Annotated in this window: 12 protein-coding genes and 2 pseudogenes; 5 read left to right on the top strand and 9 right to left on the bottom strand. The window is 52.1% G+C overall.

Annotated elements, in window-relative coordinates; translation table 11 throughout:
• Positions 1-34: 34 nt before the first annotated feature.
• From K3T82_RS31705 to K3T82_RS31685, 5 genes and pseudogenes are all read right to left on the bottom strand, one after another.
• On the bottom strand, positions 35-1,957 hold the full coding sequence (locus tag K3T82_RS31705) for a DUF505 domain-containing protein (protein WP_220197548.1): 1,923 nt from the start codon (positions 1,955-1,957) through the stop codon (positions 35-37).
• 158 nt (positions 1,958-2,115) lie between these two features.
• Positions 2,116-4,013, bottom strand: a pseudogene (dnaK, locus tag K3T82_RS31700) (molecular chaperone DnaK).
• 145 nt (positions 4,014-4,158) lie between these two features.
• Entirely contained in the window at positions 4,159-4,818 is a 660-nt protein-coding gene (locus K3T82_RS31695) for a nucleotide exchange factor GrpE (RefSeq protein WP_220197547.1), read from the bottom strand.
• A gap of 936 nt (positions 4,819-5,754) precedes the next feature.
• Positions 5,755-6,126 (bottom strand): hypothetical protein, encoded by a 372-nt coding sequence (locus K3T82_RS31690; RefSeq protein WP_220197546.1) that lies wholly within the window; start codon positions 6,124-6,126, stop codon positions 5,755-5,757.
• A 71-nt stretch (positions 6,127-6,197) separates the two neighbouring features.
• Positions 6,198-6,491, bottom strand: a complete 294-nt coding sequence (locus K3T82_RS31685) for a hypothetical protein (RefSeq protein WP_220197545.1) — start codon at positions 6,489-6,491, stop codon at positions 6,198-6,200.
• On the opposite strand from K3T82_RS31685, the gene K3T82_RS50245 reads away from it, so the two are divergent.
• Positions 6,486-6,785, top strand: a complete 300-nt coding sequence (locus K3T82_RS50245; protein ID WP_220197544.1) for an RNA-guided endonuclease InsQ/TnpB family protein — start codon at positions 6,486-6,488, stop codon at positions 6,783-6,785. The genes K3T82_RS31685 and K3T82_RS50245 overlap by 6 nt on opposite strands.
• 124 nt (positions 6,786-6,909) lie before the next feature.
• Here the strand turns inward: K3T82_RS50245 and K3T82_RS31675 are convergent, their stop codons facing one another.
• On the bottom strand, positions 6,910-8,889 hold the full coding sequence (locus K3T82_RS31675) for an outer membrane protein assembly factor BamB family protein (protein WP_220197543.1): 1,980 nt from the start codon (positions 8,887-8,889) through the stop codon (positions 6,910-6,912).
• A gap of 69 nt (positions 8,890-8,958) precedes the next feature.
• Entirely contained in the window at positions 8,959-10,632 is a 1,674-nt protein-coding gene (locus K3T82_RS31670) for an FAD-dependent oxidoreductase (protein ID WP_220197542.1), read from the bottom strand.
• Between the two features lie 379 nt (positions 10,633-11,011).
• On the opposite strand from K3T82_RS31670, the pseudogene K3T82_RS31665 reads away from it, so the two are divergent.
• Both K3T82_RS31665 and K3T82_RS31660 read left to right on the top strand, forming a co-directional pair.
• Positions 11,012-11,786: pseudogene (locus tag K3T82_RS31665) on the top strand (aldo/keto reductase).
• 129 nt (positions 11,787-11,915) lie between these two features.
• Positions 11,916-12,551, top strand: coding sequence for a BON domain-containing protein (locus K3T82_RS31660; RefSeq protein WP_220197541.1), 636 nt, complete (start codon positions 11,916-11,918; stop codon positions 12,549-12,551).
• A 227-nt stretch (positions 12,552-12,778) separates the two neighbouring features.
• Here K3T82_RS31660 and K3T82_RS31655 read toward each other — a convergent pair whose 3' ends face one another.
• On the bottom strand, positions 12,779-13,303 hold the full coding sequence (locus tag K3T82_RS31655; RefSeq protein WP_220197540.1) for an Hsp20/alpha crystallin family protein: 525 nt from the start codon (positions 13,301-13,303) through the stop codon (positions 12,779-12,781).
• Positions 13,304-13,951: 648 nt separating this feature from the next.
• Here K3T82_RS31655 and K3T82_RS31650 point away from each other — a divergent pair.
• Positions 13,952-14,110, top strand: a complete 159-nt coding sequence (locus K3T82_RS31650; protein WP_220197539.1) for a hypothetical protein — start codon at positions 13,952-13,954, stop codon at positions 14,108-14,110.
• Between the two features lie 64 nt (positions 14,111-14,174).
• Positions 14,175-14,363: a hypothetical protein gene (locus K3T82_RS31645; protein WP_236031680.1), complete on the top strand. Its 189-nt coding sequence runs from the start codon at positions 14,175-14,177 to the stop codon at positions 14,361-14,363.
• Here the strand turns inward: K3T82_RS31645 and K3T82_RS31640 are convergent.
• Positions 14,352-14,558 (bottom strand): hypothetical protein, encoded by a 207-nt coding sequence (locus K3T82_RS31640; RefSeq protein WP_236031679.1) that lies wholly within the window; start codon positions 14,556-14,558, stop codon positions 14,352-14,354. The two genes, K3T82_RS31645 and K3T82_RS31640, sit on opposite strands and share 12 nt — an antisense overlap.
• Positions 14,559-14,619 lie beyond the last annotated feature (61 nt).

Genomic DNA, 14,619 nt, shown 5'->3' with positions numbered 1-14,619 from the left:
AGGAGTTTTAGAGGATCCGAATGATATCGATCTCCTAAGCCCTCTTCGCAGCAACGCTATATTCTTTGTCAATGAGCTCCTGGACAGCCAGGAGATCTAGACCTGCCTCTGTAAGCGTTGCTTCCCCGACATACTGACCCATACGGGCAACGTGCAGCATTTCGCGAAATTCAGATTCCCCTAAACCGCTCAGGCGCTCTGCTTCCTCCCACTGGTGAGGCTGCATACGGACCTTGCGCTCTTTCACATAGAGTGTCCCCACCTGCCGGATAGCGGCGAGCACGCACACGAGGGTTGGCGTAATGGGATGCCCGAGGTGCATCGCCCCGCTCACAGCTCTGGTGAGGAGTTGCCCCGCCTCCGTACGTATCATCTGACAATCAACAAGTCTGTCAATAAAGCCGCGTGCTTCGAGCTTTTCCAGCGCCCAGTTGCGTTTTTCTTCGTCAAGCCCTTCTCGGCTGTTGCTGCCAAAACCACATGATTCCCCTTCGGTGTCGGGGAGTTGCTCCAAAAGTTCGGCCTCCTCTCGTGTAAGTGCAAGCCTTCGTATGCAGTGGTTGGCGAGATTGGCGTAAAAGCGGCCCGATGCCGTGATCCCTCCAGTGCCAATAAGCTCTTCCTCACGTGCCTGCTCAATCCACCACTGCGCAGGAACGCCCAGGTGGGTTTCGGCAATCGTTAGAGCTTTAACCGCTGTAGCGCTGATTTCGCGTGTGTTCCCTTCCTGCTCTTCCACAATTTTTTGACCTGTGAACGTTAGGCGATAGCCCATATTACGGCCTTCCACTTCAGCTCTTAGCAAGTCAAAGGCCTCCAGGCCAACGAGGAGCTCCTCGAGATCCCAATTGGTGTTAAACCACTCATCGTGCTCTTTTACCTGCTCTAGCAGTGCCACCGCCTGACGCTTCAACGGCGTTCTCTCTCGTAAGGTTCGGCCACGGCGTCCTTCCAGGGCGCGATAGCGTTTGACCATACGATTAACTAGCACGCGATGTAGGGCCTCTTTATTGGTGGGTTTATGATCCTGAACCAGGTGATCGATGGTCGTGAGTAATTCAACTTCAGGTTCGGTGATCGCGAATGTACGCGTCTTTTCTGGTACCTCTTTTTGTAGAAGAGAATATGCTTTGAGCGCTGCATAACCTGCTTCGCTCAGTTTTTCATCCGCATCGACATAGCCCAGCAATTGGAGGCTGGCTATTTGTTCAGGCGTTAAAACGGAGCTTCCCTTATCAGCTAACTCTGCTAGTACCTGGAGCAATGGCTCATCAAGAGCCACATCTAGAGGACTATAGCCTTCTTTACGCAAAGCATCATAGACGGCCTGGCCTAATGCCGTTAGGACATAATTATTCCCTTCAGGAATCGACCAGGCCAGGAGGTTCATGGCTTCCATGAGCGCTAGTTGTTCTGCGGTCATGTGAGCGGCTGGTTTCTGGGCATAGCCAGGATGTATGTGGCGGATCGCATTTGCGAGATCGCCATAAATCTCCAGACGTGGACGATGGTGTTCAGCGAAATCCCTCCAGGCCTCGCCATAGCGATTTAGACAGGTAAGCTGACGCTTTTCGAGTGTAACCTGCACCTGCTTTGTGAAGCCGCGTGCACGCAGCATATCTACTGTTACCGGACCAATCTGCCCCTTTTTTAACGTTGCTGCGTGTAAAGCGGCCAGAATATCTGAGCCGAGAAAACGCCAGTTGTGTTCGAGACGATCTATAGTAGGAAGCAAGTTCTCCGCATGCATTGCTCTCATGAGGTCAAGCGCCTCACGCCCGGCATAGGAGAGTTGGTAGGCGCGAGGAGGCTGGAGAAGGATAAGGCCCTGCAATTCAAGTTCGCGATAAATGTGTTCCTGAGGATCATCTTCTGCCAATGAATGTGTTGCGTGTCCCGCAGCCTCTTCGGCAGCCAGCTCTTGTAACGCGATGAGATGCGCTGAAGCTAAGAGCATAGTGCACATCCTTTCCTGCTCTCCTGAGTGCATCCATAGAGAGCAATCTTGTATGTCTGCATTCAGTTGTAACTGTAACGGTGCGCTTGCTATCCTGGAGGTGCTTCAGAGCTAGAGAGGCAGCCCCCAGGATATCTATAAGTGAATCAGGTGAGTCGCTAGAGTTCTCGGTATTCTCCTTCGACGGTCCCTGGCTCGCTGCCAGAACTGGCTTGCGCTCTTGCTTCAGTGGCTTCGTTGCCAGCTGGAGCGCCTGTAGAGCTGGCAATCTCCTGTTGCATGCGCTGATAGGTGTTCTCCAGTTCAGCCATGCTGCTTTGCACGCGTGCGATGTCACTTCCAGTTAGGGCGTCGCGCACAGCCTTGACCTTGCTCTCGGCTTCATTGCGCATACTGGGTGAGAGTTTCTCCGTATTCTCCTTGAGAGTACGCTCTACCTGGTAGGCCACACTGGAAGCATTGTTGCGTGTCTCGATCTCCTGGCGGCGCTGGCGATCTTCCTGAGCGTGTTGCTCCGCTTCACTCACCATGCGGTCGACATCGCTTTGCGAGAGACCACTGGAAGCAGTAATAGTAATCTTTTGCTCACGACCCGTGGCCTTGTCGCGCGCGGTCACGTTGAGGATGCCGTTTGCGTCAATATCGAAGGTGACTTCGATTTGTGGCATGCCACGCGGCGCAGGACTGATACCCTCCAGGCGGAAGTGGCCCAGGCTCTTGTTATCGCTTGCCAGTTCGCGTTCGCCCTGGAGTACATGAACGTCCACTGCTGATTGATTGTCCTCTGCTGTGCTGAAAGTCTCGCTCTTGCGTGTAGGAATGGTCGTGTTGCGCTCAATGAGCTTGGTTGTCACTCCACCCAATGTCTCGACGCCAAGTGAGAGTGGGGTGACATCCAGGAGTAAGACATCCTTAACCTCGCCTCCCAGCACACCTCCCTGGATAGCGGCGCCAATGGCGACCACCTCATCGGGATTAACGCCCTTGTGCGGGTCCTTGCCGAAAATGTTTTTGACAAACTCAGCTACGGCTGGCATACGGGTCTGCCCACCTACCAGCACATCCTCGTTGACGTCGCTTGGCTTGACCTGCGCATCCTCCAAGGCACGCATGACCGGACCACGCGTGCGCTCGATCAGGTCGCCCACCAGTTGCTCTAGCTTGGCACGTGTAAGTGTCATCACAAGGTGCCTTGGCCCACTGGCGTCAGCTGTAATAAAGGGGAGGTTGATCTCGGTCTGAGTCGATGAGGAGAGCTCGATCTTGGCGCGCTCAGCTGCTTCTTTTAGACGCTGTAGCGCCATGCGATCGTTGCGTAAATCAATACCCTGATCCTTGCGAAACTCGTCAGCAAGCCAATCCACAATCCGCTGATCAAAGTCGTCGCCACCCAGATGAGTATCACCATTGGTGGACTTGACTTCAATGACACCCTCCCCAGTTGTAGGACGGAGATATCAAAGGTGCCACCACCAAGGTCATAGACACCAATCAGCTCGTCATGCTTCTTGTCCAGCCCATAGGCAAGTGAGGCCGCGGTTGGCTCATTGATGATGCGCAAAACCTCAAGTCCTGCGATGGTACCCGCGTCTTTCGTGGCCTGGCGCTGTGAGTCGTTGAAGTAGGCTGGGACAGTGATGACGGCCTGCGTAATGCGCTCTCCCAATTTGTCTTCCGCATCGACTTTCAGCTTTTGGAGGATCATGGCCGAAATTTCTGGCGGACTATACTCACGCCCTCCCATCACGACACGGACATCACCGTTCGCAGCACCTGTAATCTTGTAGGGAACCATTTTTATCGTACGCTGTACCTCAGGATCGTCGAACTTACGCCCCATGAGACGCTTAATGGAGAAGACGGTATTTTCTGGGTTGGTCACGGCCTGGCGTTTGGCGACCTGCCCCACCAGGCGCTCGCCACTCTTGGTAATCGCGACGACAGAGGGCGTAATCCGCGCACCCTCCCTGTTCTCAATAACGGTTGGCTCGCCTGCCTCCATGATTGACATGACTGAGTTTGTTGTTCCCAGGTCAATGCCGAGTACCTTTGCCATTGTTGCCCCTCTCTCTCATATTGTGTCCACGGCTCCTCTCGACAAGGAGCCAGAGCACGTATGTGGCCTGCTCACGTGAACTGTCGAATGCCAGAAGCTGCTTCTTTTCCTGGCATCCTCGACTCCAATGAGGCGTTGTCACAACTCATTCGGCTTGCGTTTGCCTGTTATTAGTAGGATCAGTCTTTTCGTGCTTCGTGGGCGTTTCGCGTTGTGGGGAGGCTCCCGCGACACTCACCCTGGCTGGACGAATGACGTGGTCCTCGATGATATACCCTTGTTGATGTACATCGAGAATGGTCCCCTCTGGCGCATCTCTTCGAGCCTCGGTCGCGATGGCCTCATGCCAGCGTGGGTTGAATTGTTCGCCGATGGCACCAACACGTTGCACACCCAGTTGGTCAAGCGTTGACTCGAGTCTGCGCGCGACCAGAAACAGACCCTGCACCCAGGAATGCGGACACATCTCCGTAGGTGCCGAGCGCAGAGCTATTTCAAGATCGTCCAGGACCGGCAGCATCTGATAGAGCAAGCTACTCTGGGCTGCGATGCGCCCCTCGACCTGTTCCTTGCCCATGCGACGTCGATAATTGGCAAAGTCTGCCTGCGTCCTGCGCAACTGATCCAGGTACTCTTCCGCTTTGCGGTGCTCTTCCTGTACCGCTTCGCTCGGGGGAACTGACTGGATGGCTGTCGTCGCTTCAGGTGGAGTCTGCTGTTGCCCTGGTTGACCATGTTGGGCTGCCTGGGTGGCTGTCGTGGTTCCAGTTGTGGCCTTTTGTTGTTCCGGATTGTTTGACTGCATAGCATGACCCTCTTCTTTTGAGCACTGTTTTTGACTCTTATCAGCGGCATCTTGCCAAACAACAAACCAGCTATGAAAAAGCAACTGTGAGCACCGCTTCGTAGTGGCTGACGGTGCCGCCATATCTCACCCTTGAGATTTCGTCTCTCAGAAGCGCACTTAGTCGCCTTCCCGGCAGCTTCGCTCACTTGATTGCGTGTTACGCCGAAATACCTTTGAGGTTGCGATAACGATGACGCGGCAATCCATCTAGATACTGAAATTTAGGTGCATCTCTCGTCATTGAGGGTCCTAAGAGAGAGGACCTGCGTTACGACGGTACATTGGAAAACAAGAGTGTAACAATGATCGCCCTTATAGTTCCTCGGAATGAGACTTGCACCAATTGGCTGATCAGTATTTATTTATGCTCTACTGTTGCTCTTTTCCTTTCATTAAATTAAAGATAGCACCAAAAATTAAAGATAGCACCAAATGAAAAATATCTCTATGAATTATTGTCAGTAGTAACACTAATAAAGTATTTAATTGTGCTGGGCTGCAAACCCATGATCCACTATAAATAGCATGCTATCTAACTATTTATAGTAGAGATCATGAGAGTACGACTTCTTGCCCCTATTCCTTGCAAAGCATGTGCTGAGGGGAAGGCGAGAGCACCCTTTTCAGGGACACCGCCCTGCGAATGACCAGTGGGGGTCTGTGTGAGAGAACCCGGCCCCCTTCCCCACATTCATCGGAACCTCCGCCTCTTTCCTTGGGGTAGATAGGGCCGGGAGTACTCCCAACTTAACAAAACACGTTATATATGAGATACATTCTCTATGGACAGAACGATTGTTTTGCAACTTACTCCGACGCACGAGCAATCCACTCTCTTGCAGCAAACGTTGCAGGAGCATACCGCTTGCTTTCATACTGTGGCTGAAGAAGGCTTTACCCCTCACTCAGTGCAGTAATGGCATTGAATTGCATAAGCGCACCTACTACGATTTGCGCCGTGAGTATCCCAACTTGCCTTCGCAATTGGTATGTGCCGCTCGTGTGAAAGCCACGGAAGCGGTCAAGAGTGCGCTTGACCGACGCCAGAAGGGGCTCAAGGCGAGTACACCACACTCTCGTGTCTGTCCTATCCGCTATGATGCTCTCTCGTATTGGGTGAAGTGGGAGAGCCTGCCCTGTAGCCTTGCCACCGTTGAAGGACGAGTTCAGCTTGCCTTTACCGTTCCCAAACATGCTCAAAAGTACAACGGCGGGAAGGTATGCAGTGCTGATCTGTGTTCTCGCAAGGGCAAGTACACGCTGCATGTGGTGGTGAGTCTTCCTGACCCTCTTGTTACCCCCTCGCAAGAGGTTGTGGGCGTCGATTTGGGCCTCAATCATCCTGCTGTGACCTCCAATCGCCACTTCTTGGGAGAACGACGCTGGAAAGAGCAAGAGCGCCGTATCTTCCGCCTCCGAAGAAGTTGCAAGCCAAAGGCACCAAGAGCGCGAAACGTCACCTGCGCAAGCTCTCTGGCAAACTGTTTCGGCAACGCAAAGACCATGACCATGTGCTCTCCAAGCGTATCGTGCAACACACGACCCCCGGTTCTACCATTGTGCTTGAGAACCTGACTCACATTCGCTCTCGCACTCGTATGTGCAAGGGGGAAGGGTAGCGCCGCTTGCATTCGTGGTCCTTTGCCCAATTCCATGCCTTCCTCTCGTACAAAGCGCAAGAGAAGGGCATTGACGTGGTGAAGATAGACCCGCGTCACACCAGCCAAACATGCTCTCGCTGTGGGCATCAGGCGCGCAATAATCGTCGTTCTCAAAGTCTCTTCCTCTGTCGTGTGTGTGGATTCAGCTTGAATGCTGACCTCAATGCCTCTCGCAATATTCGAGAGAAATACCTTGCTAGCCTCGGTACATCTTTGGCTAGTGGGCTGCTGTCAGACGACCTATCGTTTCACGCTTCGGCGTAGGGACAAGCCTCCGGCTTTAGCCGTGAGGTATCTGACTGATTACAGGCACCATCGCCTTGAGCCCGTCAACGTGGCGCCTCTGTTTGGCTATCTTTCCGAATTCCTACTACCCGGCGCAGAGACATCAGCCTGGCAGGTGAAGATGCGTTGGAAGTTGGATGCGCTGCAAGGCATAGAAGGAGTGGTCAGAGGAGCCAATGTAGGCAGTGTCTTCATCGGCCGCCACTGAGGCATGGATTGCCCCTTTTGTAGGGTAGCACCAGCGTTTCTCTCCTGAATGAATGTCGAGTGCATAGAGATTACCATCTTCCGAGCCTGCATAGACTGTTCCATCGGTTATTCTCGGTGAGGAGGCTACTGCGCCGCCTGTTTTATATTGCCAACGCTTTTTCCCCGATTGTGCATCGAATGCGTAGAGATGGTGATCGTGTGAGCCAACATACACAATGTCATTGGCAACGGTAGGAGATGAATCCACAACGTTGCCTGTCTCGAACTCCCAGCGTTTTGTTCCTGTCCTGGTATCCAGAGCATAGAGCTTATAGTCGCGTGAGCCTACATAGAGGAGTCCTTGCTCTACAGTGGGCGAAGAATGGACTCCTCCTCCGGTCATGTACGACCATATGAGCTTTCCATCGCAGGCATTGAGCGCATAAACTTGCTGGTCAAGCGAACCTATGTAGAGAACACCATCAACAATGCAGGGCGAGGAAGTGATGTTTCCAATTGTTTCATACTGCCAGATTTCTTCGCCTGTCTCTACATCGAGGGCGTAGACGCAATGATCAGCTGAACCAACATAGACCATGCCATTCCATTCGCCAGGCGAAGAGATGATGTGTCCCGCGGTAAGGAAATCCCACAGGATAGCTCCTGTGCTTGCGGCCAGGGCGTAAAGCGTAAAATCATTTGACCCGATGTAGATGACCTCGCGTGCGCTATCCGCCAGGGGAGAGGAGAAGACCTCCTCGCCTGTTTCTATGCTCCACTGCACTTCACCAGCCTCTCCTTCAAGCGCGTAGACGTTATGGTCCGTTGAGCCAAAGTAGATCATGCCATTTGCGGTCGCTGGCGAGGATTCGATGGCATTGCCGGTAGTAAAGGTCCATCGGTGGTCGCTGGCGAACTCGTAGAGGTAGGTGTCGGTGGAAGAGACAGACAAGATGCCTTCCGCGATGCTCGGCGACGTATCTATTGGTCCCCTGGTGGCATAACTCCAGAGTTTCTCTCCTGTGAGTGCGTCCAGAGCATAGCAGGAGTGGTCGAAAGAGCCCACAAACAGTGTTTCATCTGAGAAGGCAGGTGGTGCGAGAAGAGGCCCATTGGTCGCATACTGCCACCGCAGCGTGCCAAATCTGGCCTCCAGAGCATAGAGTGTGTAATCATTGGAGCCAACAAAGACCATCCCATAGGCAATGGCTGGCGAGGCGAGAATGGCGTCCCGAGTGGTATAACTCCAGAGCTTTTGCCCGGTTTCACTATTGAGCGCGTAGAGCGTGTGATCTTGCGAACCGAGGTACACCGTTTCATCTACGACGGCCGGCGCTGCGCGCACTGTATCCTGAGTTGCATAACTCCAGATGATGGCCCGGCGAATGGCATCAAGGGCGTAGAGCCTGCTTTTCTCCGCTATGTAGATAATGCCGTTGTTTACTGTCAAAGGTATGTGTGCACGTTCTTGCAAGTCATAAGACCAGAGTACGTCACCTAATCCAGCGTCTAAGGCGTAGAGTGTTTTGCCTGCGACAAAGTAGGCAACACCTTCAGCTATGGTGGGCGCGCATAGTAATGCCCCTTGGGGCTGGTAATACCATAGTACACCGCCGGTCCTGGCCTCGAGTGCGCAGACTGTGCGATCAGAGGATGCGATATAGAGGACATCGTCAAGCAGAGTTGGTGCAGATAGAAGATCCCCCTGTGCTTTATAGCTCCAAAGTGGCTTGTGTGTATGCTTATCCAGGGCATAGAGCGTGTGGTTGCGCGCAGCAATGTAGAGCATATCGTCATTCAGAAGCGGCGGCCATAGCGGAGTATCACCAAGCTGAAGCGTTTCAACCGGTCTCAGGTAGGGGACATTTTCCTTATAAAGTATGGAATGTTCCATGATCCCTCTCCTTAGCCACACCTGGAGCGACTTTTCTCGCATAAGCAGTAAACAATTGGATGAAAACCACTACGTTCTGAGGGCGATGTTATCCAGGTAACGATGTACGAACATGACCGCCATGGCTCCCTCGCCGACGCTGGAGGCGACGCGTTTGACAGAACCGTGGCGTACGTCGCCGACGGCGAAAACGCCGGGTACATTTGTCTCCAGGTGGAATGGCTCACGATCAAGCGCCCAATCCTCTGGAAGCTGCCCTTCGTGAATAAGGTCCGAACCGGTCAGGATAAAGCCTTTCTCATCCACCCGCACTATGCCTTTTAGCCATTTCGTGTGAGGTTCAGCTCCTATGTAGATGAAGAGTGAGGTTGCGGGCAGCGTTTGCTCAGCCTGGGTGATGTCATTGAAGATTGTGATGCTTTCGAGGTGCTGTTTGCCATGGGCGGCAATGACGTGCGTACTCGTTTTGACCTCGATGTTGGGTGTGCTCGCAATCTGATCAATGAGGTACCTGGACATGTCTTTTGCAAGCGAGTCGGCACGTACCAACATGGTTACATGACGAGCGTATTTTGCAAAGTAAATGGAGGCTTGACCAGCCGAGTTCGCGCCACCTACGATATACACGTCTTCATCTATACAAGTCATGGCCTCGGTAACGGAGCCGCCATAGTAGACTCCCTTCCCCGTCAGGTGTCCAATTCCTGGTACATCCAATCTGCGGTAAGAGACCCCGCAGGCGAGCACGAGGACATGGCAACGTAATTCTGTGCCGTCACCTAGCTCAACACAACGGTACTGTCCTTCCAGGCGCACTTTTGTGGCTTTTTGCGGCGTGATGATCTCTGCCCCAAAGCGTTTGGCCTGGATAACGGCGCGACAGGCGAGATCGCTTCCCGATAACCCCACTGGAAAACCGAGGTAGTTCTCGATTCTCGAGCTGGTTCCAGCCTGTCCCCCTGCTGCTTCCTGATCTATGAGCAGGGTGTGCAGCCCCTCTGAGGCGCCGTAGACTCCCCCTGCAAGTCCGGCAGGCCCCGAGCCAATGATGATGAGGTCATAGAAAGGTTGCTCTGCATGCGTCTTGAGGTGGATTTTCTCCGCAAGCTGAACTAAACTGGGTTTGACCAGGTAAGAGCCATCTGGACAAATCACAACAGGCAAATTCCTCAGACTGAGACCTAGCTGAGTCAGCACCTGATTCGCCTCCGAGCTGTTTTCGACATAGAGCCATTGGTAGGGGATGCGGTTACGTGCCAGGAAGTCGCCAATCTCATGCATCTGGGGTGACCAGCGATGGCCTACAAGGCGTAGCTGATCCTGGGAGGTTTCATAGAAAGCCAGCCAGTCAGACAGGAGATCGTCGAGCGCGGGATAGAGGTTGGCCTCTGGTGGTTCCCATGGTTTCATGATGTAATAGTCTATGAGTGCGGAGCTGATCGCCTGAATGGCTGCTCGGCTATCCTCGTAGGTGGTGAGCAAGATGCGCCTGGCCTTGGGATAGAGGGCGCGTGCGATTTGTAGAAACTCTGAGCCCTGTATCTCTGGCATGTCCGCATCAACCAGGAGAGCGGCAACTGGCTCGTTTTGCACATTCATCTCTCGAAGTTGATCAATGGCTTGTTGACACGAGGTCGCTTCAAGGATGCGAAAGCGGTTTCCGTATTTCTGTTGGAGATCATGTTCAAGCTGATGCAAAGTGGTGGGCGAATCATCCACTACAACGAGAGCAGGCTTCGTCATATTTGACCCCAGTTCAACTAATAGTGTTAATGCTCTACAAATCGCTCTCTCTCAGCCTATTACACGCTTGGTCGCCAAAAGAGGTTTCTCCCTTTCGCATCTGAAGATCTTAGGAAATTCAATTCTTACAAGAGTCATGGTCTCTCTTTAGGAAAATTCTCTATTTATGACTTTGACAAAGATTTGCATTTATGATATCTGTCATTTGAGTTAATAAAATAATATACATGCGTATATGGTAAAGATGGGAATGAAGATTTCATCTCCCTGCAAGGTTGGTTATCAGAACCTTATAAAGCCAGGAGAGTAGAAAGGCTCTTCAGCAGTGCCTTAGCGAAGTTTGTCTACCAGACAAAGGAGAATTATCATGTCTGTTGCCATGCGCACGATAAAGCTTCCCTCCCGGGAGGCAATTCCAGTGCTTGGACAGGGGACCTGGGGCATGGCGGAAGACGCGCGACATCGAGATGACGAGATCGCGGCATTACGCCTTGGCCTCGATCTCGGTATGATACTGATAGATACAGCTGAAATGTACGCTGATGGTGCTGCTGAAGAACTTGTTGGCGAGGCGATTGCCGGGCGGCGTGACGAGGTTTTTCTGGTCAGCAAGGTGTTGCCAGAGCATGCAACACGGGGCGGGACAATCGCGGCCTGCGAGGGTAGCCTGATGCGTCTCGGAACAGACCGCATTGACCTCTATCTGCTACACTGGCGCGGCCTTGTGCCAGTGAGAGAGACGCTCGGTGCCTTGGCGGATTTAGCTCGCGTGGGCAAGATTCGCCATTGGGGCGTCAGCAACTTCGACGTGTTCGATATGAAAGAACTTGTGATCACGCGTAATGGCGCGGACGTCGCGACCGACCAGGTACTCTACAACCTCACGCGTCGCGGTATCGAGTATGATCTGTTTGCCCTGATGCCGCGCACGTAGCCTTCCAACCATGGCCTACTCGCCGATTGAGCAGGGTCGACTGCTTAATCATCCCGTGCTTCAGAGAGTAGCTGCCAGTCATGGAGTGACGCCGACTCAGCTGGCAATTGCCTGGGTAATCCAGCTTGATGGAGTGAATGCTATTCCCAAAGCCAGTACACAAGAGCACACCCACGCGTTTCCACCGCCAACCGCGAAGCGGCCGCTTGAGATGCTCTAATGCGGATCATGACATGCATGGTAAGCATTGAAGGCTGCACCAGGATCAGATTGAAACTATTGTTTGATAGAACGGAAACGGTAGGTGTTGAAGACTCTACGGTGAAAATAGGAGAAAGAGGCACACACCATGGCGATTAGCCCACGTACTGATGAAGAAATTGAAGAGGATGTGCTGAATGAATTGAGTTGGGAGCCACGTGTCCGCGCAAACGAAATCGGCGTCATTACCAGGGATGAGGTCGTCACGTTGCTGGGCTGGGTCGATTCATATGTGCAAAAGGTTGCTGTCGAGGCCGCTGCTCGCCGTGTTCGCGGTGTTAGGGATGCCGTCAATGAAATTGAGGTTCGCCTGGCCAGTTCCGCTCAGCGCACCGATGATGACCTCACTAAACTTGTAAGAGATGCCCTTGCATGGCATACACCCGTTCCGATTGATGACCAGGATGTGACGGTAAGCAAGGGCCGGGTAACGCTTAAGGGTGAGGTCGAGTACAACTTCCAGAAGAGAGAAGCAGAACATGTTGTTCAGCGCATACCAGGGGTCAAGGGCCTCAACAAACTTCTCACAGTCAAAACTCATCCGATACCAGGTGACCTGAAGTTAAAAATCGAGGAAGCCCTTGTTCGCAATGCGGAGACGGACGCAAAGCATATTACGGTCGAAGTTCAGGGTAGCAAGGTTATCCTCCACGGGAAGATACATTCCAATATGCAGAAACTGGTAGCGGAAGAGAACGTATGGTCAGCTCCCGGTGTCACCTAAGTTGAAAACCGGATCGAGGTTGATCCCGCCTTGGAGCCCGTTACCGGATAAGATCCTGTCAGAAACCCCATATTGTTGCTAGGCAGGGGTATAAGACGAGAATTCCATTAACAGCGGCCTACTGAGAACAGCTCTATCACCTTGAGCAAGACAAATTGTGCCTCACATATGTATGAGATGGTGATGTGGAAATGCCTGCGCATTTCCACATCGCTTTAACTAACGCCTCACCCCTGTCCACGTTGCTGCTGCGTCGTTTGTCCACCTTGTGTTTGCTCAGTTTGACCTGCTCCCATAGCTTTTGCTTGCTTGGTACTGGTAACACTGATGTGACGCGCTTTCGCCTCTTCGCGCGCAGGAATGTCTAATTCCAAGATGCCGTTTTCGTAGGAAACGGTGATATTATCAGGATCAAGTGGGCGATCAAAGGTGACGTTACGCTCAAACGCTTCTGTACGAATTTCTCGTCTCAGCAAATTCTTTCGTTTCTGCCGTTCTGTTTCTTCCTGCTTAACCTCTCCTCGAATAGTCAGTGTGTTTGGCTGTGCAATGACCTCAAGGTTTTCTGGGTTGAAACCTGGAACGGATAAGCGAATGTGATAGCCCTGGTCAGTTTCTTCCACATCCATAGGAGGAAGCATTTGTGGCAAGGTTTCCGGCCATCCGTGACGCACAAGACTTTGCTCAAGCACATCATCCATGGCCTGACGTAAACTTGCCACTCCGCGTAGTGGATCTGAGCGAATGAGCATTAGGATAAACCCTTTCCTTCCTTTTCAATCTCCCGCACTTCACTTGGTACGAACGAATGAGATAGGCTCGAATAGTTCCTGCTCCTTGCTTGTTCAAGGAATACTGATGTCGAGCTTTTCTCTTGTGTTTTGTTCTATGGAAACTACGTTTGGAGAAAAGGGTATGTAACATCTCTGGCACATGTCTCCACTATGCCCTTTTCATTACGATGCTACCTGACTGCTACCTCCAAACGGTGTCTGTTTCAATTTTGAGTTATTCTTCAGTTCATTTTTATTAAACCAAGATGATATACTAATAAGCTTCCAATTTTCGGGACTATAAAACGAGATTGGGAAAAAGAACAATCACTTGTTTATGAGGATGCCGATGAACATGAGTCGGCCGAGGAGTTACGTGAAAACTTAGAACGTAAATACCGGTTGCATGATAGACATGAAAAAGAAAGCCAATTGCCAGTTGGCACCCAGGTACTTTATGTACCGATCCAGTCTGATCAGAAGAAAAATACAAATTTGGCTTCCCCTGGATGCTCGTGTCGAGGAAGATGAAAAACGGCACTCGAACGGCTGGATCGCGTTGAAGTCATTGCCAAACGCTATATCACCAAGGTAACAAAGCGCATCCTCAAAGCACGCCAGACAGGTGTGGCAATCGTACGCGAAGCGCAAGAGCGGGCCATAGATATGATCCTGATAGCAAATAGCCCGGCGCGTATACGTGGTGGTGGGCATCAATTAGACCCAGCTGTAGAGTACGTTCTGAAAAATGCACTCTGTGAGGTCCTGGTACTCAGTGCAGGATAAGCAACCATAATTACACAGGAAAGAGAGAACGCGAAGGAACATTCTGTGACTTAGGAAAAAAAACATGCCTACTGATGAGGAAAACGAGAAAAAAGCAGACGCGAGAAGGGCGAGTGACAATCAGCGGAATGCAGCGCGAGATGCTATCTTCTCTACATCTCCCCTGAAGGATACAACCAGGCAAGAGCACCAGCAACCCTGGAATATTGAACCCGAGATTGGGCCGGAACGCCAGGAACAATTATCCCGCTAACTTGCAACAGTTCCGGACATTATACACAGTCGTTATTCGTTCAAAGGGGTCAAAGATCTCGGCGATTGACCTGGTTGGCCCCACATCCAGCCCATTCCCGCCAGCAACTAAGACTGGGCCATCTTGCAAGAGTGTCGCCGTATGGACCCGGCGTGTCTCATTCATTCTGCTGACTGTTTCCCAAAATCCCGTCAAAACAGCTCTCCTTCTCGTTTCTTCGCTTCTATCGAGGAAAGTGGATTGAACTACCTATCGA

Source organism: Ktedonospora formicarum (assembly GCF_016587355.1).
GTDB classification, from domain to species: Bacteria; Chloroflexota; Ktedonobacteria; order Ktedonobacterales; family Ktedonobacteraceae; genus Ktedonobacter; species Ktedonobacter formicarum.
Note: the sequence above shows the minus strand (reverse complement) of the source record. Positions and strands in the feature narration are given on the sequence as shown.

What these genes read in the sequence shown, in the direction of transcription:
- K3T82_RS31705 (WP_220197548.1), bottom strand. Translation starts at nt 1,957, where the DNA reads ATGCTCTTAGCTTCAGCGCATCTCATCGCGTTACAAGAGCTGGCTGCC.
- K3T82_RS31685 (WP_220197545.1), bottom strand. Translation starts at nt 6,491, where the DNA reads ATGCAAGCGGCGCTACCCTTCCCCCTTGCACATACGAGTGCGAGAGCG.
- K3T82_RS31695 (WP_220197547.1), bottom strand. Translation starts at nt 4,818, where the DNA reads ATGCAGTCAAACAATCCGGAACAACAAAAGGCCACAACTGGAACCACG.
- K3T82_RS31675 (WP_220197543.1), bottom strand. Translation starts at nt 8,889, where the DNA reads ATGGAACATTCCATACTTTATAAGGAAAATGTCCCCTACCTGAGACCG.
- K3T82_RS31690 (WP_220197546.1), bottom strand. Translation starts at nt 6,126, where the DNA reads ATGCAGCGTGTACTTGCCCTTGCGAGAACACAGATCAGCACTGCATAC.
- K3T82_RS31660 (WP_220197541.1), top strand. Translation starts at nt 11,916, where the DNA reads ATGGCGATTAGCCCACGTACTGATGAAGAAATTGAAGAGGATGTGCTG.
- K3T82_RS31670 (WP_220197542.1), bottom strand. Translation starts at nt 10,632, where the DNA reads ATGACGAAGCCTGCTCTCGTTGTAGTGGATGATTCGCCCACCACTTTG.
- K3T82_RS31655 (WP_220197540.1), bottom strand. Translation starts at nt 13,303, where the DNA reads ATGCTCATTCGCTCAGATCCACTACGCGGAGTGGCAAGTTTACGTCAG.
- K3T82_RS31645 (WP_236031680.1), top strand. Translation starts at nt 14,175, where the DNA reads ATGCCTACTGATGAGGAAAACGAGAAAAAAGCAGACGCGAGAAGGGCG.